Origin of the sequence: Rhizobium hidalgonense (assembly GCF_002914525.1) — a bacterium.
In the GTDB taxonomy this organism is placed as follows: domain Bacteria; phylum Pseudomonadota; class Alphaproteobacteria; order Rhizobiales; family Rhizobiaceae; genus Rhizobium; species Rhizobium hidalgonense.
Window position 1 is genome coordinate 1 of sequence record NZ_LODW01000045.1, and the last position, 22,543, is coordinate 22,543.

Genomic DNA, 22,543 nt, shown 5'->3' on the forward strand with positions numbered 1-22,543 from the left:
AAGGATGAATCTGATTTGCGTCCAAAAGGGAATCCCAATTGCGATTCCACCTAAAATCATCCCGCTCTAGTCTAAGCCCCGGCAGCCGCCGCACGCTCATCCCGCTGGCGCTGGATTTCGCGGCGCTTGGTGACGATCGAGGCGCAGATGACGCCGACCGCAACGATGCCGATCAGGATCGTGCAGACCGCGTTGATCTCGGGCGTCACGCCGAGGCGAACCTGGCTGTAGATCCGCATCGGCAGTGTGGTGGCGCCCGGCCCCGAGGTGAAACTGGCGATCACCAGATCGTCGAGCGACAGGGTGAAGGCAAGGATCCAGCCCGAGATCACGGCCGGTGCGATGATCGGCAGGGTGATCTCGAAAAAGGTGCGCACCGGCGGCGCGCCGAGATCCTGGGCCGCCTCCTCGATCGACTGATCGAAGCTCAACAGGCGCGACTGCACGACGACGGCGACGAAGCACATGGTCAGCGTCGTATGCGCCAGCGTGATCGTCCAGAAACCGCGGTCGAAGCCAATGGCGACGAAGAGCAGCAGCAGCGACAGGCCGGTGATGACGTCAGGCATGACGAGCGGCGCATAGATCATGCCGGAAAACAGCATGCGGCCGCGAAAGCGCGTGTAGCGCACCAGCGTCAACGCCGCCATCGTGCCGAGGATCGTTGCCAGCGTCGCCGACAATAGGCCGACACGGATCGTCACCCAGGCGGCGTCGAGCAGGCCCTGGTTCGAGAGCAGCGAGACATACCATTTCGTGGAGAAGCCGCCCCAGACGGTGACGAGCTTCGATTCGTTGAAGGAGAAGATCACCAGAAGCACAATCGGCAGATAGAGGAAGGCAAAGCCGAGCGTGACGGAGACGATGTTGAAGCGGGTCCATTTCAGCATGGCTTATTTCCCCCGCTCTTCGGCTTTGGCCTGGGCGTTCTGGAAGAAGACGATCGGGATCACCAGGATCATCAGCAGGATCGTTGCCACCGCCGAGGAGACCGGCCAGTCGCGGTTGGCGTTGAACTCGTTCCAGAGCGTCTTGCCGATCATCAGCGTCTGCGAACCGCCGAGCAGGTCGGGAATGACGAATTCACCGACGGCGGGAATGAAGACCAGCATGCAGCCGGCGACCACACCGGGGATCGACAGCGGAAAGGTGACGCGCCAGAAGGCCCGGATCGGCGTGCAACCGAGATCCTGCGCCGCCTCGATCAGCGTACCGTCCATCTTTTCCAGCGCTGAATAGAGCGGCAGCACCATGAAGGGCAGATAGGAATAGACGATGCCGATATAGACGGCGGTATTGGTGTTGAGGATGATCAGTGGGCTGTCGATGATGTGCAGCGACAGGAGAAGCTGGTTGAGAAGGCCTTCCGGCTTCAGGATCGCGATCCATGAATAGACGCGGATCAGGAAGCTCGTCCAGAACGGCAGGATGACCAGCATCACCAGCGTCGGGCGGATGGTGCGCGGCGCCTGTGCCATGCCGTAGGCAATCGGATAGGCAATCAGCAGGGTGAGGAAAGTCGAGATCCCGGCAATCACCACGCTCGAGATATAGGCATTGATATAGAGCGCATCCTCGGTGAGGTAGGCGTAATTGTCGAAGGAAAGCTCGCCGATCTTGCTCCACAGCCCGGCCCAGCCATCGGCAAGCGAGAAGACCGGCACATAAGGCGGCATGGCGATCGCCGTCGTCGACAGCGAAATCCGAAAGACGATGAAGAACGGCGCCAGGAAGAAGAGCAGCAGCCAGGCGTAGGGGATGGTGATGACGAGCCGATTGTAGAGGCCGGAGGTGAGCTTGCCCATGATCTCAATCCTTCAGCAGAACGCCGGCGTTCTCGTCGAACGAGATCCAGACGTCCTGGTCGTAGGTGAAGGGGTCGTCAACGGAGCGCTGTGCATTGAGGGAAGAGGCCTTGACGATCTTGCCGCTCTGCAATTTCACATGGAAGACGGTCATATCGCCGAGATAGGCGATGTCCCAGAGTTCGCCCCTGGCGGCATTGACCGAAGCATTGACCGGCGCCTGGCGCCCGACCCGCATCTTTTCAGGCCGGATGGCGAAGCCGACGGCGCTGCCGGCCGAAGGTGTCTCGGCGGCGGCGACACGTACGTTGAAGCCGCTGTCGACTGATATTTCGACGGTGCCGTTGCCCGATGCGGCGACCTTGCCGTCGAAGATGTTGACGTCGCCGATGAAATCCGCAACGAAACGGGAATTCGGCGCCTCGTAGATTTCCGCTGGTGTCGCCACCTGCACGACCTTGCCGTGGCTCATGACGGCGATGCGATCGGCCATGGTCATCGCCTCTTCCTGGTCGTGGGTGACGACGACGAAGGTGAGGCCGAGGTTCTGCTGCAGGTCCATCAGTTCGAACTGGGTTTCCTCGCGCAGCTTCTTGTCGAGTGCGCCGAGCGGTTCGTCGAGCAGCAGTACCTTCGGGCGCTTGGCGAGCGAGCGGGCCAGTGCCACACGCTGGCGCTGACCGCCGGAAAGCTGGTTCGGCTTGCGCGAGGCGAACTGCTCGAGCTTGACAAGCTTCAGCATCTGCGAGACGCGCTCGGTCATCTCATCCTTGGGCATACCGTCCTGCTTCAGGCCGAAAGCGATATTCTTCTCCACCGTCATGTGCGGGAAAAGCGCATAGGACTGGAACATCATGTTGACCGGCCGCTTATAGGGCGGCGTGCCGGCCATATCGGTTCCGTCGAGAACGATCTCGCCGGAGGTCGGCTGCTCGAAGCCCGCGAGCATGCGCAGCAGTGTGGACTTGCCGCAGCCCGAAGCGCCGAGCAGCGCGAAAAACTCGCGGTGATAGATATCAAGCGACAGATTGTCGACGGCGGTAAAATCGCCGAAGCGCTTGGTGACATTCTTGAAAGCAATGAAGGGTTTTGCAGAGGGATCGGTCCAAGGCGCGAAAGCGCGGCGGATATTGCCGAGAGACTTCATATTATTCCCCGAATAAAGGTTTTTCCGGCCTCCGCCCCGGGCCGGTAATTGAAAGGCCCGGACGTTGCCGTCCGGGCCCAAGGCTTAAATTACTGGCCGGTAACGACCTTCGTCCAGAGGCGCGTGCCCAGCCGCTGCGTTTTCGGATCCCATGGCTTGACCGTGAAGAGGTTCTTCATCACCTCCGCGGTCGGATAGACTGCCGGGTCTTCCAGAATGTCCTTGCTGACGAACTGCTGCGAGGCCTTGTTGCCGTTGGCATAGAAGGTGTGGTCGCTCGCCTTGGCGATGACCTCAGGCTTCATCATATAATTCAGGAACTCATGGGCTTCGGCGACATGGGGCGCATCGGCGGGGATGGCCATCATGTCGAACCACATCTGGGCGCCTTGCGGGGGAACCGAATAATTGACCTCGACGCCGTTCTTGGCTTCGGCCGCACGGTCGCGCGCCTGCAGCATGTCCCCGGAATAACCGAAGGCGATGCAGATGTCGCCGTTGGCAAGCGCATTGATGTATTCGGACGAGTGGAACTTGCGGATATTGGAGCGAACCGCCGTCAGCAGTTCTTCGGCCTTCTTGAAATCCTCAGCCTTGGTGGAGTTCGGGTCGAGGCCGAGATAACGAAATGCCGTGGTGATGACGTCCTTCGGTGTATCGAGAACATAGATGCCGCAATCCTTGAACTTTGCGGCGACCTTCGGATCGAAGATCACTTCGAGGCCGGGCTTGACATCGGGACCGAGAATTTCGGCAACCTTCTTGACGTTGTAGCCGATGCCGTCGGTACCCCACATGTAATCGACCGCGTGTTCGTTGCCCGGGTCATATTCGGCAGTGCGCTGCTGGATCACATCCCACATGTTGGAAAGGTTCGGCAGTTTCGACTTGTCGAGCTTCTGGAAAACGCCGGCCTGAATCTGGCGCTGCAGGAAGTCGGCTGTGGGAACGACAACGTCATAACCGGTGCCCCCGGCAAGCAGCTTGGTTTCCACGGTCTCGTTGGAATCGAAGGTGTCGTAGACGACCTTGATGCCGGTTTCCTTGGTGAAGTCGGCAAGGATGGAGTCGTCGATATAATCCGACCAGTTATAGACGTTGACCACGCGCTCCTGGGCAAAGGCCGGCGCGGCGGCAAGAAGTGCGGCAACGGCAACGGCCGTCACACTTGGAATGATTGACCTCATGACTTCTCCTGTTTGTTCAAAGAGCCCGCACCCCCGGACATCTTTTCCCTCTGGTTTTGCCTGCAGACTAAGAAGGAATTTCACAGCCCACAAGCGCAAAATCCTGCGCCTTCAATGATTTCACAATCACTGGAAATCGAAGGCGCTGAGCCCCGCCACCATCTCGTCGAGCCCCAGCGGCCGCGTCACCGGCGGTTCGGCGCGGGAAAGGCAGCCGCGCCGCTCGCAGAGCCGACAGGCCGGACCGATTGCGACCGGCTCGAGCACTGTTGCCTGGCCATAGACCAGTGCGTCGCCAAGGGCGGCATCGCAGCCGATCAGGATCGCGGTGCGCCTCAGCCTTTCGCCGAATTCGACGCTCGGCCCCTCCAGGGTGCGGGCGACCGTCAAGAAGGAGGCGCCATCCGGCGTGACTACGGTTTCGGCGAGGATCTGGCCGGGCTGCAGGAAGGCCGCGTGGATATTGAGCTTCGGACAGCCGCCGCCGAAACGGGCCTGCGGAAAACCCTGGGCGCCTGCCCGCCGCAGCCGGTGGCCGGCGGCATCGATCTCGATCAGGAAGAAGGGAATGGCGGCAGCTCCCGGCCGCTGCAGCATCGTCAGGCGTGCGGCGGCATGGCCGAAGGAGACGCCGAAACGCGCCCGCAGAATATCGATGTCATAACGCGTTGCCTTGGCCGCGGAAAGAAAGGCTTCGTAGGGCATGGCCAGCGCCAGAGCGGCGATGCGGGCAAGCTCGAAGCGGGCGATGCGGCGCGCCTCGGCGGAGGAGAGCTGGAGATCGTCGAGCTCGGCATCGATGGCCGGCGACAAGGCAAGCGTCGCTGCCTCGATCGATATCTCGTGCGCGCGGTCGGCCTGCGACAGGCGCTCGGAGATGAACAGCCGCATCGAATGGCGGTCGAAACGGCGGCGCAGATCCGGCATGACATGGACCGGCAGGACTCGCACCGCAATGCCGCGCTCGGCGCGCAGCCAATCCTTCAGGCCGGCAGCAAGATCGAGGCCGCCGGGCAACGTCGCCGCAAAGGCTTCCGCCGCCATCTCGATCCGTCCGAAATAGGCCGACCTGCGTTCCAGCGTCTCGCGCACCTCGTCGAGCGGCAACCGGCCGGCGGCAACCGGCGCGTGACCTTCGGCGGCCATCAGCGCCGTCAGATCGGACAGCCTTGCCGCCTGCTCGCGATAGGCGCGGTAGAGCTTGATCATGCCGCTTGCCGCATTGGGTGCGGCTTCCGCCACCTCGACCAGTTCCTGGTCGCCGGGCAGCTCGCCCGACAGCAGCGGATCGGCAAAGACCTCCTTGAGCTGGCCGAGACTGCCGCCGGTCTGCCCGCGCAACTCCTCCAGATCGACCCTGTAGACGGCCGCGAGCTTCAACAGCAGCTGCACCGTCAGCGGCCGCTGGTTGCGTTCGATCAGGTTCAGATAGGAGGGCGATATTTCCAGCGCCTCGGCCATGGCGGTCTGCGTCAGCGTCAGCGCATTGCGGATGCGCCGCAATTTTGGGCCCGCGAATATCTTCCGTTCCGCCATTGTCACACCCTTTGACAGAAAGGTGGCACCATTTTTTACAAAATTTTACAAATTCACAGCGCCACTCTGTCAATCCTCGTCATCTTAACCTCTTTCTGACCCAGAAATCAAAGGTTTTCCTAGCCATGTCGCGCGATATTGTCAAACTTGTCATCAACACCCCGATATCGATTTTTTGCGAGGAGATCAGCATGACCGATTTTTACAAGCTTGTTCCAAATGCACCGGCAGGCCGCTTCGACGGCATCGACAGGCCCTATTCGGCCGATGACGTGCGGCGGCTCCGGGGCTCGGTGGCGCTGACCCATACGCTGGCCGAAATGGGGGCGGACCGGTTGTGGCGGCTGCTGCGCCAGGAGGATTTCCTCAATGCGCTCGGCGCGCTTTCCGGCAACCAGGCCATGCAGATGGTACGCGCCGGGCTGAAGGCGATCTATCTTTCCGGCTGGCAGGTGGCAGCCGACGCCAATACGGCGTCCGCCATGTATCCCGATCAGTCGCTCTACCCGGCCAATGCCGGGCCGGAGCTTGCCAAGCGCATCAACCGGACGCTGCAGCGCGCCGATCAGATCGAGACTTCGGAGGGCCAGGGGCTTTCCGTCGACTCGTGGTTTGCGCCGATCGTCGCCGATGCGGAAGCCGGCTTCGGCGGACCGCTCAACGCGTTCGAGATCATGAAGGCCTATATCGAAGCGGGTGCGGCCGGCGTCCATTTCGAGGATCAGCTCGCCTCGGAGAAGAAATGCGGCCATCTCGGCGGCAAGGTGCTGATCCCGACGGCCGCCCATATCCGCAATCTCAACGCCGCCCGGCTTGCCGCCGACGTCATGGGTGTTGCGACGCTGGTCATCGCGCGCACCGACGCGGAAGCGGCAAAGCTGCTGACATCCGATATCGACGAGCGCGACCAGCCCTTCGTTGATTATGACGCCGGGCGCACGGTCGAAGGTTTCTACCAGGTCAGAAACGGCATCGAGCCCTGCATCGCGCGCGCCGTCGCCTATGCACCGCATTGTGATCTCATCTGGTGCGAGACTTCCAAGCCGGATCTTGACCAGGCGCGGCGTTTTGCCGAAGGCGTGCACAAGGTCCATCCCGGCAAGCTGCTCGCCTATAATTGCTCGCCTTCCTTCAACTGGAGGAAAAACCTCGACGAGGCGACGATCGCAAAATTCCAGCGCGAGCTCGGCGCGATGGGCTACAAATTCCAGTTCATCACACTCGCCGGCTTCCACCAGCTGAATTACGGCATGTACGAACTGGCGCGCGGCTACAAGCAGCGGCAGATGTCGGCCTATTCCGAACTGCAGCAGGCGGAATTCGACGCCGAGGTCAATGGCTACACCGCCACCAAACACCAGCGCGAGGTCGGCACCGGCTATTTCGACGCCGTGTCGCTCGCCATTACCGGCGGCCGGTCATCGACCACGGCGATGCACGGCTCAACCGAACATGCGCAGTTCAAACCGGCTGCGGAATAGAGCAAAGAGGAGGAGAAGATCATGGCATCCATTTCACGCGTCAGGGAACGGGCCGAGGAGCAGGCGACCAGTATGAGCGAGGATCAGCAGACGACGATCCGCATGCTCGCCAACGACCTGCATCGGCTGAACCAGTCAGTCATGAAAGCCGTCGAGGCCGGCGTCTCGGTCGAGCTGGTGCGCTCGGCCCGCCATCACGGCGGCGACGGCAACTGGGGCGACCTGCTGATCCCCGTCGTCGTCACCAACCGGCATTGAGGAGAACCGCCCGCGCATCCGAAGAGATGCGCGGGCGTTTCATCACCAATTTCAGCCGCGGCTCGGCCGTTTTCCGGCGAACAGATCGGCATAACTTCTGATGAGTTTGGTCATGCGGTCGGCGACCGTGCGGATCTCCGGGCGATGGCGGTCCTCGGCGTTCATGACGATCCATTGCGCGTGGCGCAATTCCGGCAGTTCGCCGCCAAGCCGCTGCAAATCTGGATGGAGATCGCCGACAAAACAGGGAAGCACCGCCTTGCCGGCGCCGGCGCGCACCAGATCCGGCAGCGAACGCGGCCGGTTGACGGTGGCGACGATCGCGGCTGCAGCATTGGCGTGCGGCCAGCGCAGATAGGCCGAGATTGCCTCCTCCTCGGCAACCGCAATCCAGCGCTCGTCCGTCTCGGCGGCGTTGCGTCTGATATAACAGGCATAGGCGACTTCACCGAGCCGGCGGGCGGCAAGATTGGCCTCCTCAGGTTCGAAGGCGCGAATACCGATATCGCTCTCGCGATAGGCAAGGCTCGCCCGCGCCTCGCCGATGGTGAGCGAAATGGCAAAGCCATCACCCGGCATGCGGATGGCGGCAAAATTCTCCGTCAGCAGCCAGGCGAGCCAGGTGCCGGCGGCAACCTTGACGGTCGTGCCGCCCTCGCCCGATTGCCGCCACGCCTCCACCTTGCGGGCGGCAGCCTCCATCTCCTGAAGGTGATCGAGCAGCGCCTGGCCATCCCGCGTCAGGCGGTAGCCGGTCTGGCTGCGTGAAAACAAGGCGCGGCCGACCTCCTGTTCGAGATCGAGCATCCGCCGGCCGACGGTCGCCGGGCTGAGCCCGCTTGCCGTGCTTGCTCCCGTCAAGCCGCCAAGGCGAGCAACCTGCAGGAAAAGCTGATAGGAATCCCAATTCGCGTTTTTCATCGATGAAAAACATAGCGGGATTTTCTCTGTTTATGAAGAGAAATTTGATGCCTAAATCAGGTGATGTCTTCTACAGGAAAGGACATCGCCATGATCGACATGATGACCATCGCAGGCACGCTGGGATATCGACACCGTCGCGGGCCAAGCGGGGACAAGACGGAGGAGGATCGGTTCTATGCCGAGTTCGGAGACAACGGCCTCATCCGCTTCGCCAGCTGGCTGACCTCGCTTGACCTCATGCTGAAGCGTGTCGCGTCGAAAGGACTACGCCGCAAAGCCGCGGCGCAATCCTGCGATAGCTGCGGCTGCGTGCCTCAGGCGACTTTTCTTGCGCCGAGGTGAGCCGGTGCGGACCCGGCCACGATGCGGAAGCGCTCGATCAGCGTCATCAGCGTGTCGGCCTCGCCGGCGAGCAGACGGCTTGCCTGCGTCGTCTCGGCAACCATCGACGCGTTCTTCTGGGTCATCTGGTCCATGGCGTTTACCGAACCGTTGACCTCCTGCAACGCGGCCGACTGATCGCGGCTCGCTGTGGCGATAGTCTCGACATGGCCGCTGATCGCGATGATCTCCTGGCTGATCGAGGCAAGGACGCTGCCGGTCTTCTGCACCAGTTCGGAGCCCACCGTCACTTCGCGGCTTGACGTCTCGATCAGCGACTTGATCTGGCGGGCCGCATCGGCCGAACGCTGGGCGAGTTCGCGGACCTCCTGGGCGACGACGGCGAAACCCTTGCCCGCCTCGCCGGCGCGTGCCGCCTCGATGCCAGCGTTCAACGCCAGAAGATTGGTCTGGAAGGCGATATCGTCGATCACCTCGATGATCTGCTCGATCTGCTGCGAAGCCTGCTCGATGCGCTCCATGGCGGCAACGGCATCGCCGACCACGGCGCCGGAATTGTCGGCCGTCTTCTTGGTCGCGGCGACGACGCTGTTGGCTTCGCGGGCACGCTCGGCGGACGAGCGAACCGTGACGGTGATCTCCTCCACCGCGGCGGCCGTCTCTTCGAGGCTTGCCGCCTGCGCCTCGGTGCGTTTCGAAAGCTCGCCTGCTGAAGCAGAAACCGAGCTACTGTTGCGCTGGATGGTCGAGGCGCTGTCGCGGATGCCGGAGAGCGTATCCTGGAGCCGCAGCAGGGAGGCGTTGAAATCGACGCGCAGCTGCTCCAACCGACCGACGAAGGGCGTGCCGATCGTTTCCGAGACATCGCCCTGCGACAGACGCCCTAAGCCAGCGGCAAGCTGGTTGACGGCAAAGTCGATCTGGCTGTCGAGCGAGCGCTTGTCGGCATCGTTCCTGGCGCGTTCGGCATCGCTCAAGGCGCGCTGTTCGGCGGCCTGCGTTTCGAGGTCGCGTCTGTCGCGGGCGCTGTCGCGGAAGAGCGCCAAGGCCCGGCCGATGTCGCCGAATTCGTTCTTCTTATCGACACACGGGATCGCGCCGTCGAGATCGCCCGAGGAAATCGAGTGGACGCGCGCCGTCAGTGCCTGCAAAGGCTTCACCGACAGGCGGATCGCATAAAAGGCGAGAAGCCCGACGATGAGCATGACGATGGCGCCGACGCCGAGAACCAGCATTTGCAGCTCGTTCAGCCTTGCGTAATAGAGTTCCATCGGAATGCCGATGAAGAGTATACCGACATTGGCATTCGAGGCATTCTTGATCGGGAAATAACCGGTCATGAACTTGCGGCCGAAAAGCTCGGCCTGGCCGTAATAGGCCTCACCCTTGGCGAGTACCGGCTGGGCGGGATGTTCGGCGACGAGCTTGGTGCCGACGGCGCGGTCGCCGTTTTCCTTCTTGACGTTGGTGGATATGCGGACGTAGTCGCCGCCCTGCTTCTGGAAAATCGTCGCAACGCCGGCGATCGACTGCGCGGTGCGGTCGACCAGCGAATGATCGGCCAGCGCCGGAATGGCGCCTTCGGTGACGGTTGCGAGCTGGTTGTCCTTCAGCTCGATCTTTGCCGCCTGATCGGCCGCGCCGTAGAGCACAGCCATTGCCCGGGTGGCATCCCTGGCGTCGGCGACAGCCCCGTCCATGACCTGGCGGCTCAGATTGTAATAGGTCACGCCGACGATCGCAGCGGTGCTGACCGTCAGCAGACACAGCGTGATCGCAACGATTTGACGGACGATCGACGTAGAGAAAAGGCGCAGCATCAAAACCCCCGGCGGATAAACCAAGGCCAAATTAAGCCAAAAGCGTTAAGGAAAATTTTCCGTAAATCAGGGCTGCAGGCAGCGCCATTCTGAAACACAGAAACGGCCCCGGAAAAAAAAGCCGGGGCCGTTCGAACAAGTCAGATCGGGCGACGATCAGGCGGCGCGGTAGACCGGCGCGGCCGCCTCGCCGTCGATCTTGAACTGCTGGATGAGCCTGCGCAGAGAATCGGCCTCGTCGGCCAGTTCGCGGCTGGCGGCGGTCGTCTCCTCCACCATGGCGGCGTTTTGCTGCGTCATCTGGTCCATCTGGTTGACGGTGGCGTTGACGCTCTGCAGCGCATTGGACTGGTCGTGGCTGGCGCGGGCGATCATCTCGACATGCTGGCTGATCGTGACGATCTGGGCGCTGATCTTGGCGAGCACCGTGCCGGTCTCCTGGACGAACTGCGAGCCGGAGCTGACCTCGTTGGTCGACTTGTTGATTAGGCCCTTGATCTCCTGTGCGGCGGCTGCGGAGCGCTGGGCCAGTTCGCGGACTTCCATGGCGACGACCGCAAAGCCCTTGCCGGCTTCACCGGCGCGCGCCGCCTCGATACCGGCGTTGAGCGCCAGAAGGTTGGTCTGGAAGGCGATCTCGTCGATGACGCCGATAATCTGCTCGATCTGGCGCGCGGCTTCCTCGATGCGGCCCATTGCATCGATCGCATTGCTGACGACCACCGCGGAATCGTCGGCGCTGCGTTTGGCCTGGCGGACAATCTGGTCGGCATCCTTGGCGCGTTCGGCCGACGAACGGACGGTGACGGTGATCTCGTCGACGGCGGCCGCGGTCTCTTCGAGGGAGGCGGCCTGCTGTTCGGTGCGCTTCGACAGATCCTCGGCCGACTGGGCCATCTGGTTGCCGTTGCCCTGGATCAGCTCGACATTGTCGCGGATCTGGCTCATCGTCGCCTGCAAGCGCATCATCGAACCGTTGAAGTCCTGGCGCAGCTGTTCGAGACGGCCGATGAAGGGTGTCTCGATCGTCGTCGAGATATCGCCCTGCGACATGCGTTCGAGGCCGGCGGCGAGTTCGTTGACCGCGAATTCGATCTGGCGATCCATTTCGCGCTTTTCGGCATCGTTGCGCTGGCGCTCGTGTTCGGCGGCGGCGCGTTCCTCGTCGCTCTGCTCCTCGATGCGGATCTTCGAGATGGCATTTTCCTTGAAGATGCCGAGTGCGCGGGCCATGTCGCCGATTTCATCGTAGCGCTGCTCGCCGGAGATGCTGGTATCCAGCGCCCCTTCGGCGATGCGGCGCATGGCGGCGGTGATATGGCTGATCGGCCGCTGCAGCGTCAGGACCAGGGCAAAACCGCCAAGGATCGACAGGAGGATGCCGAGACCGGTGGTCATGACGGAGATGCTGTTTGCCTGGGTGCGCTCGGTGCCGGCCGTCTGTTTCTGCAGTTCGGCGAAATCGGTGAGCTTCGTCCAGATATGGTCGAGCTCCTGGCGGGCAGCGGCATAGGCCGTGACGCGCTCGCCGATCGTATCGACGATCTTCGAGCCGCCGCCGGAGATGGCGTCGAGCGCCGGCTGGATCGCGCCGGAGATGCCCTCGGCAAAGCCCATGCCCTTGGCACTGGTGGCCAGCACCTGCATGTCCTTGCCAAGGGTGCCGGCCTGTTGCTGCAGACGCACGAGATTATCCTTGCTGGAGTTGGCGAGGAAATCGGAAAGGACGATCTGCAGCGCATAGACGGAATTTTCGAGGCGACGCGTATCCTGAAGCACGGAATTGGTCTGGGCGATGCGGCCTTCGAGTTCGGCGAAGCGCTGTGTCGCCTCGCGCATCTTCTGCGTTGCCGTCAGCTGCGTATAGGTCGAGGTCTGGCGGAAACGCGAGACGAGACGGCCGAGTTCGGCGATGTCCTCGTCGGTCGGAGCGGGCATCGCCGCGATCGCCTTGATGCTGTCGATGGTTGCGGTCAGCGCGTCGATGACGTTCTTCTGGTTGGTTGGAACCGAAATGGCGATCTGCCGCTGGGCCTTGATGATCGCAGGCATCTGTTCGTTGATGTAGGCGATCTTGTCCTGCGGCGTCTGCGGCTTGCTGTAGCCGCTGGCGACGGTGCCGAGGAAGTCGCCGCCCTTCAGCAGGCGGTCGGCCGTGCGCAGCGTGATGGTGGCGGCACCCTCGTCGTTCTGCAGCGCGGTCTGCAATTCCTCGGCCTGGTAGGAGACCGTGAAGCGGGTGCTGATCAGGCTCTTCTGCGCCGCGTCGATCTGCTCATGCAGTGCCTGTTCCTGCTCGTGCAGCGCCCAGAGCTTGTCAACGACACCGGTTATATCCTTGGTGCGGCGCGACGCTTCGGCCAGGCTGTCGCGGCCGGCGGCCTCGTCGCCGACCTGGTTCAACGTCGCATCGAGCACGCCCTGCTGCGTCTTCAGCTCGGCAGTCAGCTTGTCGCGTGCCTGCGGGCTGGTGACGCGCAGGAAATCGTCCATCGAACCGTAAAGATCCTTGAAGCCGCTCAGCGACTGCAGGACGCTGTTGGATATTTCCATGCGGCCCTGCAGCAGTCCCGAGGCGTAAAGACCCGTCAGGCCGACCGCCGAAATGGTGACGACGAAAGGCAGAACGAAGATCAGGACCTTGGTCTTGATCCTGAAGCGGGAAAGAATCTTGTCAATCAACATGGCGTTCCGGGCCTTTCATACACCACTCCTCCCGCCGGCGGCCATTTGGCGCCAGCCGGGTGCACATCGAGCTGCTATTTAGATTTACATTGGGGAACCCGGAAGCCAGGCGGCAGTCATTGCCAGTTCATGTCCAAACAACTTGGAGATGCCCAAATAATCGCGGGCAATTGTGTCAGATTAGATATTAATTTTCGGATAAGCGGTTGCGGCGGATTAAGCCAAGGCGGTGAAATAGTTGCAATTTTGTAAGCCGTGGCGCCACGGGGCGGCACATTGCGCCGCGACCGTCATTGCAGGCCCGAAGACAGGATCAGAGGACGTGCGAGAGCAGCAGCGCCAGGCTGGCGGCGGTGGCGCCGGCGGCAAGCATCAGATAACGCAGGGCGACCATCCGGGCGTTGGGCTTTGCCTCGGCAATTGCGATGGCGCGGGCGCGTCGTGCGTTTCTGGTCATGCTCGAAACCTCACTTCTTCTGACACAACAATCCAACAAAACAGCTTGCCGGTAAAGCATTATCTAGGAACGATCTTGCAAACCGCCAATTGAGACAGGATGGCGCACCTCTATTAAGAAGTCTTGAATCGGTATTCTTACGCGTATTCGCCGGCGGCAAAACCGGAGGCCCAGGCCCATTGGAAATTATAGCCGCCGAGCCAGCCAGTGACGTCGACGCATTCGCCGATGAAATAAAGCCCGGGCACGGCCTTGGCCTCCATGCTGCGGGAATCGAGCGCTGCGGTATCGATGCCGCCGAGCGTCACTTCGGCGGTGCGGTAGCCTTCCGAGCCGGACGGTTTGACCGCGAAGGTCTGGGCGGCCGCGGCAAGGCGCAGCAGCACCCTGTCGGCCAGGTCGGCCATATTGCCGGCGATCTTTTCGCGCTCGACGAGAAATTGGGCCAGCCGCTTCGGCAAGATGTCGCCGAGTGCGGTCTGCGGCGACTGGCGGCCATTTCGCTGCTTTGCCGCCTTCAGATGTGCCGCAATGTCGATATCCGGTTCGATCGACAGAACAATCTCGTCGCCTTCGCGCCAGTAGGAGGAAATCTGCAGAATGGCGGGGCCGCTCAAGCCCCGATGGGTGAACAGCAGCGCTTCGCGGAAAGCGGTCCTGCCATGGCGGATTTCGGCTGGCGCCGAAATGCCGGCGAGCGGGGCGACGGCCTCGAGCAGGCCGGGATCGAGCGTCAGCGGCACGAGGCCGGGGCGGGTTTCAAGCACAGGCAGGCCGAACTGCTCGGCGAGGCGATAGGCAAAGCCGGTGGCGCCCATCTTCGGGATCGACTTGCCGCCGGTGGCAATGATCAGCGACGATGCTTCAAAGGCGCCCTCGCCTGTGGAGACGCGAAAACCCGCCTCCACCTTCTCGACGCCTGATATCTCGGTGCCGAGATACAGCTGGGCGCCGGCGCCGCGCATCTCAGTCAGCAGCATGCGAATGACGTCTTTGGCGCTGTCATCGCAGAACAGCTGGCCGAGCGTCTTTTCATGCCAGGCAATGCCGTGCCGGTCGACCATGGCGATGAAATCGGCGGGGGTGAAACGGGCAAGAGCGGACTTGCAGAAATGCGGGTTGGCGGAGAGGAAGTTCTTCGGCCCGGCATGGATATTGGTGAAATTGCAGCGGCCGCCGCCTGAGATGCGGATCTTCTCGCCGGGCGACTTGGCATGGTCGAGGACCACGACCGAGCGGCCGCGTTTTCCGGCCCGGATGGCCGCCATCATGCCCGCCGCCCCGGCGCCGATGACGATGACGTCGCTTTTGCGCTGCAAACCCGTTTCCCCGATAGATCCGCGTCTTCTTTTTCCATCGAAGGGCGAAAGTCAACGTTCTCAACCCCTCGCCAATCGGCAAAGTCTGGTTATGATGGCGCCACGATCAACCAAACCGGTGTGTCATGTCCCCAAAAAAGACGACGCTGAAGCCTGCCAGAAACGTACCCGCCTCGAAGCAGACCCCTCCGGACCCCGGATCCCTGCGCGGCGTTGCGAACTGGAAGGAAGCAGCGCGGTGGCTCAGGGACAGGGGCATCGAAGACATCGAATGCATCACGCCGGACCTTGCCGGCGTTCCGCGCGGCAAGATGATGCCGAGCTCAAAATTCACCTCGAACACGTCCTTAGCGCTGCCTTCGGCGATCTACCGGCACACGATTTCGGGCGAGTACCCGGATGAGACCGAGAGCTTCCGCTACGAGCCGCGTGACAGCGACCTGAAGCTGATGCCCGATCTTTCGACGCTGTCGGTCGTGCCCTGGGAGACCGACCCGACGGCGCAGGTGATCTGCGACATCGTCGATTCGGACGGCGGCGAAGTGCCCTATACGCCGCGCAACGTCTTGAAGCGCATCATGAGCCTCTATCACGACCGCGGCTGGAAGCCGATCGTGGCGCCCGAAATCGAATTCTACCTGGTCGCCAAGAATGACGACCCCGATTATCCGCTGCATCCGCCCAAGGGCCGGTCCGGCCGTTCGATCCTCGGCGGCCAGGGTTATTCGATTGCCGGCATCAACGAATTCGACGAGCTGATCGACGACATCTACCATTTCTCGGAAAAACAGGGTTTGGAGATCGACACGCTGATCCATGAAGAGGGACCGGCGCAGCTCGAGATCAACCTGCGCCACGGCAATCCGATCGAGCTTGCCGACCAGGTGTTCCTGTTCAAGCGCACGATCCGCGAGGCGGCGCTGAAACACGATATTTATGCAACCTTCATGGCCAAGCCGATGCAGGCTCAGCCGGGTTCGGCGATGCACATCCATCAGTCGGTGGTCAATATCGAGACCGGCAAGAACGTCTTCTCCAATGCGGACGGATCGGCGTCGAAGGAATTCTTCCATTTCATCGGCGGCATGCAGAAATTCGTGCCGAGCGCGATGGCGATGCTGGCACCCTATGTGAACTCCTACCGGCGCCTGCAGCCGGATATGTCCTGCCCGGTCAACAATGCCTGGGGTTACGACAACCGCACGACCGCCTTCCGCGTTCCGGTTTCCGATCCGCAGGCCAGGCGCGTCGAAAACCGGCTGCCGAGTTCGGACGCCAATCCGTATCTGGCGCTTGCCGCCTCGCTCGCCTCCGGCCTGCTCGGCATCATGAAGCAGATCGAACCGACGGCGCCGACCGAAGATTCGGCCAATGAGGGCTCGATCGATCTGCCGCGCGGCCTGTTGGAAGCCGTGGCGCTGATGGAAGACGAACCGGCCTTCGAGGAGATTTTCGGCAAGCAGTTCATCGGCCTCTACGCCGGCGTCAAGCGCGGCGAGTTCGAGACCTTCATGCAGGTGATCAGCCCCTGGGAGCGGGAATTCCTTCTGCTCAACGTGTGAGGCAGCGTCATGGCATCGCAGGAGACGTGGCAGAGCCCGATCTCGCCGGGCCTGTCCTGGTATCAGGCAACCGTCGGGGAGCGGCCGACATATCCGGCCCTCGACGGCTCGAGAACATCAGACGTCGCCATCATCGGCGGCGGCTATACCGGCCTGCAGGCCGCCTATCATCTCGCCAAGTCAGGCGTCTCGGTGGTGCTGATCGAGGCCTGCCGCTTCGGCGACGGGGCGTCCGGGCGCAATGGCGGCCAACTCGGTACCGGCCAGCGATGGTGGCCGGAAGAGCTCGAGCAGAAGATTGGCTACCAACGCTCGAAGGCGCTGTTTGATCTCGCCGAGGCGGCCAAGCGCCATCTCATCGATTTCGCCCGCGAGCAACAGATCGAGATCGACTATGCGCCGGGCCAGCTCAACGTCGCGCACAAGGCAAGCTACGAACGCGACTTTCGTGAGAATGCCGAGATCGCCGCGCTGCGCTACGGCTATCCGCACATCAGCTTCATGGACGAGAAGGAAACGCAGGAGCGGCTCGGCTCGAAGCGTTTTTATTGCGGCGTGCGCGATGTCGGCACCGGCCATATCCATCCACTGAAGCTGCTGATCGGGCTGGCGCGGGTCGCCGCCAATGCCGGTGCTGCGATCTTCGAGATGACCCGGGCAAAAACGATCCGCCAGGGCGGCGGCAAGGTGACGATCGAAACCGACAGGGGGACGATCACCGCCGGCCGTGCGCTGATTGCCTGCAACGGCCATATCGGCAACCTCGAACCGGTGACGGCAAGCCATGTCATGCCGATCCGCTCCTTCATCGGCGCCACCGCTCCGCTCGACCGGCATCCCGAAGTGCTGCCGGGCGGCGAGGCGGTGGCCGATTCGCGTTTTGTCGTGCGCTATTTCCGCAAATTCGGCGACGGCCGGTTGCTGTTTGGCGGGCGCGAGGCCTATACGTCGGACAATCCGAAGGATATTTCCGAGCACATCCGCCGGCAGATCGCCGAGATCTATCCTGCCCTCAAGGATATCGACATCACCCATGCCTGGGGCGGCAGCGTCGGCATCACCATGCCGCGCCAGCCCTTCGTGCGCGAGGTCATGCCCGGCGTCATCTCGATCGGCGGTTATTCCGGCCATGGCGTCATGCTGTCAAACTACTGTGGCAAGCTCTACGCGGAAATGGTGCTGGGAAAATCCGGCGATCTCGACCTGTTCGCATCGCTCGATATTCCGGCCTTTCCCGGCGGTCAGCGCATGCGGGCGCCGCTGCTTTTCCTCGCCTTGTCGTGGTTTGCGCTTCGCGACAAATTTTAGTCAGATTGCGGATTTCCTCTTCTGGGAATTCGCTCTAAAACCGGTGCCTGACAGATTCATTGCACTGCACACTGGCTTTTTTAAATCGATTAGATTAAAAGGGCCGCCAACCAGCCTGATTGAGAGACAAGCTCATGAGCAGCCAGATCATTCCCGTTGAGCCTTTTGATTACGTCGTCTTCGGCGGCAGCGGCGACCTTGCCGAACGCAAGCTTCTGCCGGCGCTCTATCACCGCCAGATCGAGGGCCAGTTCTCCGAACCGACCCGGGTGATCGGCGCTTCGCGCAGCCCTCTTTCCCACGAGGAATATCGCAAATTCGCCAAGGATGCGTTGAACGAGCACCTGAAGAAGGGCGAGTATGACGAAGCTGAGGTGGAGAAGTTCTGCGCCCGTCTCTACTACGTCTCGGTCGACGCCCGCACGGATACCGGCTGGGATCAGTTGAAGAAGCTGCTCGACGAGGGCAAGGAGCGTGTGCGCGCCTTCTACCTCGCCGTCGCGCCCGGCATCTTCGGCGACATTTCGCAGAAAATCCACGACCACAAGCTGATCACCAAATCGACCCGCATCGTCGTCGAAAAGCCGATCGGCCGCGACCTTGCCTCGGCGCTGCAGCTCAACGATACGATCGGCCGGGCCTTCAAGGAAGAACAGATCTTCCGCATCGACCACTATCTCGGCAAGGAGACGGTGCAGAATCTGATGGCGCTGCGCTTTGCCAATGCGCTCTATGAGCCGCTGTGGAACGCCAACTATATCGATCACGTGCAGATCACCGTGGCCGAAGCGGTCGGCCTGGAAGGTCGTGCCGGCTATTACGATACGGCCGGCGCCTTGCGCGACATGGTGCAGAACCACATCCTGCAGCTGCTCTGCCTGACGGCGATGGAAGTGCCCTCGTCGATGGATTCGGAAGCCGTCCGCGACGAGAAGCTGAAGGTGCTACGCGCACTGAAGCCGCTCAATGCCTCCAATGTCGAGCAGGCGACGGTGCGCGGCCAGTATCGCGCCGGCGCGTCGGGCAGCGGCCCGGTCAAGGGCTATCTCGAAGAGCTCGAAGGCGGCGTCTCCAATACCGAGACCTTCGTCGCCATCAAGGCCGAGATCAACAATTGGCGCTGGGCGGGCGTTCCCTTCTACATCAGAACCGGCAAGCGCCTGACCGGACGCATGTCCGAGATCGTCATCACCTTCAAGCCGATCCCGCACGCGATCTTCGACCAGGCGGCCGGACGCATCGTTGCCAACCAGCTGATCATCCGGCTGCAACCGGACGAAGGCGTCAAGCAGTCGCTGATGATCAAGGATCCGGGCCCGGGCGGCATGCGCCTGCGCAACGTCTCGCTCGACATGAGCTTCGCCCAGGCCTTCAACGTCCGTAATCCGGACGCCTACGAGCGCCTGCTGATGGACGTGATCCGCTCCAACCAGACGCTGTTCATGCGCCGCGACGAAGTCGAAGCCGCATGGAAATGGGTAGATCCGATCCTGAAAGGTTGGGAAACCACCGGCCAGCAGGTGCAGGGTTATACCGCCGGCACCTGGGGCCCGAGCCAGGCCATCGCGCTGATCGAGCGTGACGGCCGCACCTGGCATGACGATATCTAGGACGAAACCGATGGCATCGACCCTGCATTCTTTCGCCAGCCCCGCAGATCTCGCTGGCAGCCTCGCCGACAAGGTCGCCGACAGGCTTTCGGCGGCAATATCAGCCCGCGGAACGGCGTCCATCGCCGTATCCGGCGGCTCGACGCCGAAAGCCTTCTTCCAGGCGCTGTCGACCCGCGACATCGCCTGGGACAAGGTGACGATCACGCTTGTCGACGAACGTTTCGTGCCGGCCGACAATCCGCGCTCGAACCATATGCTGGTCGATGCCAATCTCTTGCAGAACAAGGCGAAGTCCGCGCGTTTCGTGCCGCTTTACCAGCCCGCGGCTACCGTCGAGGAGGCCGCCCGGCTGGCGACCGAAAAGAGCGCCGAAATCGGCATTCCGTTCGACGTCGTCATCCTCGGCATGGGCGGCGACGGCCACACGGCCTCGTTCTTTCCGGGCGGCAGCAATCTTGCGACCTCGCTCGATGCATCGACGCCGCGCGGCATCATTACCATGGAAGCGGAAGGGGCCGGCGAGCCGCGCCTGACCTTCACCTTCTCCAGTCTTCAGGATGCCGCACTCCTGGTTCTCCATATCGAGGGCGAAGGCAAAAAAGACGTTCTCGCCAAGGCGGAAGGCAGCGGTGAAGAGGCAGATATGCCGATCCGCGCCATTCTGCGCCGGGCCACTTCCCCGGTCGAGATCTACTGGGCTCCCTGATCGGCCGTCAGTCCGGATCGAATATCAGGCCAGAGCCGCCGAAACAGATAAGACAACGAACAAGGCAGGGATTTTCCATGTCCGCTCACGCACGCATATCTGCGATCACCGATCGCATTGTCGAACGCTCGAAACCAACCCGAGAGCGCTACCTGGAACGCCTGCGCGCCGCAGCATCCAAGGGTGTGGCGCGCTCGGTGCTCGGCTGCGCCAACCTTGCCCACGGCTTCGCAGTCTGTTCCCCCGCCGACAAGGATGCGCTCGCCGCTGACCGCATCCCCAATCTCGGCATCATCACCGCCTATAACGACATGCTCTCGGCCCATCAGCCGTTCGAGACCTATCCGGCGATCATCCGCGAAGCGGCCGCACAAGCAGGCGGCGTGGCGCAGGTGGCAGGCGGCGTGCCGGCCATGTGCGACGGCGTCACCCAGGGACAGCCGGGCATGGAGCTTTCGCTGTTTTCGCGCGACCTGATCGCGATGTCGGCGGGCGTCGGCCTGTCGCACAATATGTTCGATGCCGCCCTCTTCCTCGGCGTCTGCGACAAGATCGTGCCGGGCCTCGTCATTGCTGCATTGTCCTTCGGGCACCTGCCTTCAATCTTCGTTCCGGCCGGTCCGATGACGACAGGTCTGCCGAACGACGAGAAGTCGCGCGTGCGCCAGCTCTTTGCCGAGGGCAAGGTCGGACGCGCCGAGCTCTTGGAGGCGGAATCGAAATCCTATCACGGCCCCGGCACCTGCACCTTCTACGGCACAGCCAATTCCAACCAGATGCTGATGGAGATTATGGGCTTCCATTTGCCCGGCTCCTCCTTCATCAATCCCGGCACGCCGCTGCGCGAAGCGCTGACGCGCGAAGCCGCCAAGCGAGCCTTGGCGATCACCGCGCTCGGCAACGAATTCACGCCGGCGGGCGAGATGATCGACGAGCGTTCGGTCGTCAACGGCGTCGTCGGCCTGCATGCGACAGGCGGCTCGACCAACCACACGCTGCACCTCGTCGCCATGGCACGCGCAGCCGGCATCCAGCTTACCTGGCAGGATATTGCCGAGCTTTCGGAAGTGGTGCCACTGCTCGCCCGCGTCTATCCGAACGGGCTGGCCGACGTGAACCATTTCCAGGCGGCCGGCGGCATGGGCTTCCTCATCAAGGAACTGCTGAAGCACGGCCTGGTGCATGACGACGTGCGCACCGTCTTCGGCCAGGGTCTCGAAGCCTATACGGTCGATGCCCGGCTCGGCGAAAACGGCGGCGTCCTGCGCCAGCCGTCGCCGGAAAAGAGCCACGATCCGAAGGTGCTCTCCAGCATCGAAACGCCGTTCCAGGCGAACGGCGGGTTGAAGATGCTGCGCGGCAATCTCGGCAAGGCAGTCATCAAGATCTCAGCGGTCAAGCCGGAGCGCCACATCATCGAGGCGCCGGCGATCATCTTCCACAGCCAGCAGGAACTGCAGGACGCCTTCAAGGAAGGCAAGCTCAACCGCGATTTCATCGCCGTCGTGCGCTTCCAGGGCCCGAAGGCGAACGGCATGCCGGAACTGCACAAGCTGACGCCGCCGCTCGGCGTGCTGCAGGATCGCGGCTTCCACGTGGCGCTGTTGACCGACGGGCGCATGTCCGGCGCCTCAGGCAAGGTGCCGGCGGCGATCCATGTGACGCCGGAAGCTGTCGACGGCGGCCCGATCGCCCGTATCCGCGACGGCGACATCATCCGCCTCGATGCGATCAAGGGCACGCTGGAGCTGCTCGTCGATGCGGCTGATCTGGCCGAGCGCGAGCCGGTAACCGTCGATCTCTCCGACAATGAATTCGGCATGGGCCGCGAACTCTTCGCCCCCTTCCGCCGCGCCGTCGGCGCTTCGGATCAAGGTGCCAGCGTGCTCTTCCATCACTGAAGCTTGTTAGCTCCAGACAAACAAAAACCCGCGGGCGCGCGAAGCACCCGCGGGTTTTTGATGTTCCGTCTTATTCGTCAGGCGCGGATATCGAGCACATAGTCGCGGTGCGCCGGATGGGTGCTGTAGACGAATATCTTGTTCAGTTCCTTCTGCGTCAGCAGGCGCAGGAAGCGGACTTCGATCGTATTGTTGGCGTTGACCTTCATCAGCAGGCAGCCGACCTTGGTGATGCGGGCATCCGGAATATCCAGATAGAACTGCTTCGGCAGGTTGAACTGGGTGAGGATCGCCAGCGTCGCGCTGCTCATCGAAATACGGACGATATCGCAGCGGCGCGAAGCCGCGTGCATGACGCCCTTTTCCGTATACTCGATGCGCGCGGCATTCATCGTGTCCTCCATCTTGAACCGCTGTTCGCGGTCATACATGAAGGACTCTTCCTTGCTCAGGAAATGAGACTTTGGCTGTGACGGATTGGAAGCGGCCATG

18 protein-coding genes and 1 pseudogene are annotated in these 22,543 nt (G+C 62.2%); 8 read left to right on the top strand and 11 right to left on the bottom strand.

Translation table 11 applies throughout. From position 1 onward, the window contains the following. Positions 1 to 71 precede the first annotated feature (71 nt). From ATY29_RS07175 to ATY29_RS07195, 5 genes are all read right to left on the bottom strand, one after another. Positions 72 to 890 carry an ABC transporter permease gene (locus ATY29_RS07175; protein WP_025415364.1) on the bottom strand — a complete coding sequence of 273 codons (819 nt, stop codon included), beginning with the start codon at positions 888 to 890 and terminating at the stop codon, positions 72 to 74. A gap of 3 nt (positions 891 to 893) precedes the next feature. Continuing rightward, entirely contained in the window at positions 894 to 1,805 is a 912-nt protein-coding gene (locus ATY29_RS07180) for an ABC transporter permease subunit (protein WP_003570234.1), read from the bottom strand. 4 nt (positions 1,806 to 1,809) lie between these two features. Further along, positions 1,810 to 2,952 (bottom strand): ABC transporter ATP-binding protein, encoded by a 1,143-nt coding sequence (locus ATY29_RS07185; RefSeq protein ID WP_097535648.1) that lies wholly within the window; start codon positions 2,950 to 2,952, stop codon positions 1,810 to 1,812. An 89-nt stretch (positions 2,953 to 3,041) separates the two neighbouring features. After that, a complete protein-coding gene (locus tag ATY29_RS07190; protein WP_097535650.1) occupies positions 3,042 to 4,139 on the bottom strand; it encodes a polyamine ABC transporter substrate-binding protein in 1,098 nt (365 codons plus the stop codon). Positions 4,140 to 4,265: 126 nt separating this feature from the next. Further along, entirely contained in the window at positions 4,266 to 5,675 is a 1,410-nt protein-coding gene (locus ATY29_RS07195; protein ID WP_097535652.1) for a helix-turn-helix domain-containing protein, read from the bottom strand. A gap of 191 nt (positions 5,676 to 5,866) precedes the next feature. Between ATY29_RS07195 and aceA the strand changes: the two genes are divergently transcribed. Further along, the gene (aceA, locus tag ATY29_RS07200; protein WP_097535770.1) at positions 5,867 to 7,156 is read left to right on the top strand and encodes an isocitrate lyase; all 1,290 of its coding nucleotides are present in this window, start codon (positions 5,867 to 5,869) and stop codon (positions 7,154 to 7,156) included. 21 nt (positions 7,157 to 7,177) lie between these two features. Continuing rightward, complete coding sequence (locus ATY29_RS07205; RefSeq protein ID WP_003570242.1) at positions 7,178 to 7,414, top strand: SMc00767 family acetate metabolism repressor; 237 nt, start codon at positions 7,178 to 7,180, stop codon at positions 7,412 to 7,414. A gap of 51 nt (positions 7,415 to 7,465) precedes the next feature. Here ATY29_RS07205 and ATY29_RS07210 read toward each other — a convergent pair whose 3' ends face one another. Continuing rightward, complete coding sequence (locus ATY29_RS07210; protein WP_003570244.1) at positions 7,466 to 8,335, bottom strand: LysR family transcriptional regulator; 870 nt, start codon at positions 8,333 to 8,335, stop codon at positions 7,466 to 7,468. 90 nt (positions 8,336 to 8,425) lie between these two features. Here ATY29_RS07210 and ATY29_RS07215 point away from each other — a divergent pair, with 90 nt between their 5' ends. Then, positions 8,426 to 8,680 (top strand): hypothetical protein, encoded by a 255-nt coding sequence (locus tag ATY29_RS07215; protein ID WP_097535654.1) that lies wholly within the window; start codon positions 8,426 to 8,428, stop codon positions 8,678 to 8,680. Here ATY29_RS07215 and ATY29_RS07220 read toward each other — a convergent pair. The 4 genes and pseudogenes from ATY29_RS07220 to ATY29_RS07230 form a co-directional block, all read right to left on the bottom strand. After that, entirely contained in the window at positions 8,653 to 10,500 is a 1,848-nt protein-coding gene (locus tag ATY29_RS07220) for a methyl-accepting chemotaxis protein (RefSeq protein ID WP_097535772.1), read from the bottom strand. The two genes, ATY29_RS07215 and ATY29_RS07220, sit on opposite strands and share 28 nt — an antisense overlap. 156 nt (positions 10,501 to 10,656) lie before the next feature. Further along, positions 10,657 to 13,185, bottom strand: coding sequence for a methyl-accepting chemotaxis protein (locus tag ATY29_RS07225; protein ID WP_097535657.1), 2,529 nt, complete (start codon positions 13,183 to 13,185; stop codon positions 10,657 to 10,659). Between the two features lie 313 nt (positions 13,186 to 13,498). After that, positions 13,499 to 13,642, bottom strand: a complete 144-nt coding sequence (locus ATY29_RS36780) for a hypothetical protein (RefSeq protein WP_003570248.1) — start codon at positions 13,640 to 13,642, stop codon at positions 13,499 to 13,501. Between the two features lie 137 nt (positions 13,643 to 13,779). After that, positions 13,780 to 14,999: pseudogene (locus ATY29_RS07230) on the bottom strand (BaiN/RdsA family NAD(P)/FAD-dependent oxidoreductase). 87 nt (positions 15,000 to 15,086) lie between these two features. Between ATY29_RS07230 and ATY29_RS07235 the strand changes: the two are divergent. From ATY29_RS07235 to edd, 5 genes are all read left to right on the top strand, one after another. Beyond that, positions 15,087 to 16,523: a glutamine synthetase family protein gene (locus ATY29_RS07235; protein ID WP_025415355.1), complete on the top strand. Its 1,437-nt coding sequence runs from the start codon at positions 15,087 to 15,089 to the stop codon at positions 16,521 to 16,523. Positions 16,524 to 16,532: 9 nt separating this feature from the next. Next, positions 16,533 to 17,831 carry an NAD(P)/FAD-dependent oxidoreductase gene (locus ATY29_RS07240; protein ID WP_097535661.1) on the top strand — a complete coding sequence of 433 codons (1,299 nt, stop codon included), beginning with the start codon at positions 16,533 to 16,535 and terminating at the stop codon, positions 17,829 to 17,831. A 134-nt stretch (positions 17,832 to 17,965) separates the two neighbouring features. Continuing rightward, positions 17,966 to 19,441 carry a glucose-6-phosphate dehydrogenase gene (zwf, locus tag ATY29_RS07245; RefSeq protein ID WP_003570253.1) on the top strand — a complete coding sequence of 492 codons (1,476 nt, stop codon included), beginning with the start codon at positions 17,966 to 17,968 and terminating at the stop codon, positions 19,439 to 19,441. A gap of 10 nt (positions 19,442 to 19,451) precedes the next feature. After that, on the top strand, positions 19,452 to 20,150 hold the full coding sequence (gene pgl, locus ATY29_RS07250; RefSeq protein WP_097535663.1) for a 6-phosphogluconolactonase: 699 nt from the start codon (positions 19,452 to 19,454) through the stop codon (positions 20,148 to 20,150). A 77-nt stretch (positions 20,151 to 20,227) separates the two neighbouring features. Then, positions 20,228 to 22,051 carry a phosphogluconate dehydratase gene (gene edd, locus ATY29_RS07255; RefSeq protein ID WP_097535665.1) on the top strand — a complete coding sequence of 608 codons (1,824 nt, stop codon included), beginning with the start codon at positions 20,228 to 20,230 and terminating at the stop codon, positions 22,049 to 22,051. 77 nt (positions 22,052 to 22,128) lie between these two features. Here the strand turns inward: edd and ATY29_RS07260 are convergent, their stop codons facing one another. Next, entirely contained in the window at positions 22,129 to 22,542 is a 414-nt protein-coding gene (locus tag ATY29_RS07260; protein ID WP_003570259.1) for a hypothetical protein, read from the bottom strand. Between the last annotated feature and the right edge of the window lies 1 nt (position 22,543).